Origin of the sequence: Burkholderia sp. HAN2018, assembly GCF_024704855.1 — a bacterium.
GTDB lineage: Bacteria > Pseudomonadota > Gammaproteobacteria > Burkholderiales > Burkholderiaceae > Burkholderia > Burkholderia cepacia.
On sequence record NZ_QOBB01000423.1, the window covers coordinates 1 to 2,964 of the forward strand.

Below are 2,964 nucleotides of genomic sequence, written 5' to 3' on the forward strand. Positions count from 1 at the left end.
GACGCAGGCCCCGATCCGCGAGCCTTCGGCGCGGCGCTCGTGGCCGTGTTCGCCGTTGCCGCGCTCGCGACCGTGGCGCAGCATGCGTCGATGGCCGCGATGGGCCGCGAACCGATGGCCGGCGGCTGGATGGCTTCGGCCGCATGGCTGCAGCCGTGCGGCCGGGGCGCCGGACGCGCATTCGGGGCGTTCGCCGGAATGTGGGGCGCGATGACGGTGACGATGATGATGCCGGTGCTGGCGCCGATGCTCTGGCGATACCGGCAGCGCATCGGCCCGATGGCGACGGCGCGTTCCGCCTGGCTCGTCGTCGTGGCGGGCGCCGGGTACTTCGCGGTGTGGATGGCGCTCGGGGCGCTCGTGTTTCCGGCTGGCGCCGCGCTGACGGCCGCCGCCGCACGGCTGCCGGCGCTTGCCCGCGCGCTGCCGTTTGCGGCCGGCGCGGTCGTGTCGGTTGCGGGCATGCTGCAATTTTCCGCGTGGAAGGCCCGGCGGCTGGCGTGCTGCCGGCATGCGGCAGGCGACGTACACCGGTCGTCGGCAGTTGCCGGTGCGGCATGGTGGCACGGCGTGCGGGGCGCCATGCACTGCGGCGCCTGTTGCGGGAACCTGATGGCGATCGCGCTGGCGGCCGGCATGATGGACCTGCGCGTGATGGCCGCCGTGACGGTCGCGCTCACCGCCGAGCGCCTCGCGCCGCCCGGCGGGCGTGTCGAGCGGATCGCCGGTTGCATGGCGGTCGGCGGCGGCATCGCGATGATCGCGCGCGCGGCCGGGCTGCTATAACTCAAGGGAGGCAGGCCGATTCGACACGTTGCCGGGCCTTGCTTCGCCGTGGCTGCTTCGGCTGCGTGGCCCGTTTGCAACAGGCCGATGGGCCATATTGCCGCCCGTTGCGCGAATGGCTCGATGCGGCGGTGAAACGAAAGACGATCGAAAACGAACCGAACGGCGAACCGAACGATTCGGCCCCCGAACGGCCGAAACCGGCTAAGCCGTTGTTCGTGTTGTGAAAATTCACGGCGCTTCGCGTATAATTCGCTTTTGCGCCCATAGGATTTGCCATGCGTCTGATCCAAAAAGCACTCACTTTCGATGACGTGCTCCTCGTTCCCGCCTTCTCCGACGTTCTCCCGCGCGACACCAGCCTCAAGACCAAGCTGACCCGCAACATCTCCCTGAACATGCCGCTCGTGTCCGCCGCGATGGACACGGTCACCGAAGGTCGCCTCGCGATCGCGATGGCCCAGCAGGGTGGCGTCGGTATCGTCCACAAGAACCTCACGCCGGCCGAGCAGGCCCGCGAAGTCGCGAAGGTCAAGCGTTTCGAATCGGGCGTCGTCCGCGATCCGATCACGGTGCCGCCGCAAATGAAGGTGCGCGACGTGATCGCGCTGTCGCGCCAGCATGGCATCTCGGGCTTCCCGGTCGTCGAAGGCCCGCAGCTCGTCGGCATCGTCACGAACCGCGACCTGCGTTTCGAAACGCGCCTCGATGAGCCGGTCAAGTCGATCATGACGCCGCGCGAGCGCCTCGTCACGGTCAAGGAAGGCACGCCGCTCGCCGAAGCGAAGGCGCTGATGCACAGCCACCGCCTCGAGCGCGTGCTGGTCGTCAACGACGCGTTCGAACTGCGCGGCCTGATGACCGTCAAGGACATCACGAAGCAGACCGAGCACCCGGATGCGTGCAAGGACGAACACGGCAAGCTGCGCGCAGGCGCGGCGGTCGGCGTCGGCCCGGACAACGAAGAGCGCGTCGAGCTGCTGGTGCAGGCCGGCGTCGACGTGATCGTGGTCGATACCGCGCACGGCCACAGCAAGGGCGTGCTCGAGCGCGTTCGCTGGGTCAAGCAGAACTTCCCGCACGTCGAAGTGATCGGCGGCAACATCGCGACGGCCGCCGCCGCGAAGGCGCTCGTCGAATACGGCGCGGACGCGGTCAAGGTCGGTATCGGCCCGGGTTCGATCTGCACGACGCGGATCGTCGCCGGTGTCGGCGTGCCGCAGATCAGCGCGATCGCGAACGTCGCGGAAGCGCTGAAGGGCACGGGCGTGCCGTGCATCGCCGACGGCGGCGTGCGCTTCTCGGGCGACGTGTCGAAGGCCCTCGCGGCCGGCGCGAACGCGGTGATGATGGGCAGCATGCTCGCGGGCACCGAAGAGGCGCCGGGCGACGTGTTCCTGTATCAGGGCCGCCAGTACAAGTCGTATCGCGGCATGGGTTCGGTCGGTGCGATGAAGGACGGCGCGGCGGACCGCTACTTCCAGGACAACTCGGCGAACATCGACAAGCTCGTGCCGGAAGGCATCGAAGGCCGTGTCGCGTACAAGGGTTCGGTCAACGCGATCCTGTTCCAACTGGTCGGCGGTGTGCGCGCCAGCATGGGCTACTGCGGCTGCCGCACGATCGACGAGCTGCACGACAAGGCCGAATTCGTCCAGATCACCGCGGCAGGCATGCGCGAGTCGCACGTGCACGACGTGCAGATCACGAAGGAAGCGCCGAACTACCACGTGGACTGATCGCCGATGAAACCGCTGCTGCGAGCCGTGCTGATCATCGATGCCGTGCTGCTGCTGGCGTTCGGCGTGCTGTTCGTGCTGACGCCCTGGCAGTCGCTCTTCAACGCGCTGCAGCTCGCGAACGTCCAGCCGGCGATGCTCGGCCAGGCGTTCGGCATCGCGTTGCTCGGGCTCGCGTGGCTCGCATTTCATGCAGCGTTCAACGGGGATCTCACCGCGCCCGTCGCGCGCGCGGTCGGCCATGTGTACTGGCTGACCGGCGCGCTGACGATCGTCTGGTCGATCGGCACCGGCAGCGGTCCCGCGCTCGCCGCCGCCGGCAGGGTGCTGTCGGCCGTGGCGGGTGTCGCACTGATCGTGCTCGGCCTCGGCGGCGTGCGGCTCGCATCGGCCGTGCGCCGGCGCGAAAAAGCGCAGGCGCTCGAGGCGCGCGCGCCGG

Annotated in this window: 3 protein-coding genes; all 3 read left to right on the forward strand. The window is 69.0% G+C overall.

Translation table 11 applies throughout. The features are described from left to right. The coding region (locus tag DPV74_RS40450; RefSeq protein ID WP_240440113.1) for a DUF2182 domain-containing protein at window positions 1–786 on the forward strand (786 nt) is incomplete at its 5' end. Window positions 787–1,064: 278 nt separating this feature from the next. Further along, entirely contained in the window at window positions 1,065–2,525 is a 1,461-nt protein-coding gene (guaB, locus tag DPV74_RS40455) for an IMP dehydrogenase (RefSeq protein ID WP_027787106.1), read from the forward strand. A 6-nt stretch (window positions 2,526–2,531) separates the two neighbouring features. Further along, window positions 2,532–2,964 (forward strand): hypothetical protein (locus DPV74_RS40460; RefSeq protein WP_119339222.1); only part of this gene is annotated, 433 nt, incomplete at its 3' end.

What these genes read in the sequence shown, in the direction of transcription:
- guaB (WP_027787106.1), top strand. Translation starts at nt 1,065, where the DNA reads ATGCGTCTGATCCAAAAAGCACTCACTTTCGATGACGTGCTCCTCGTT.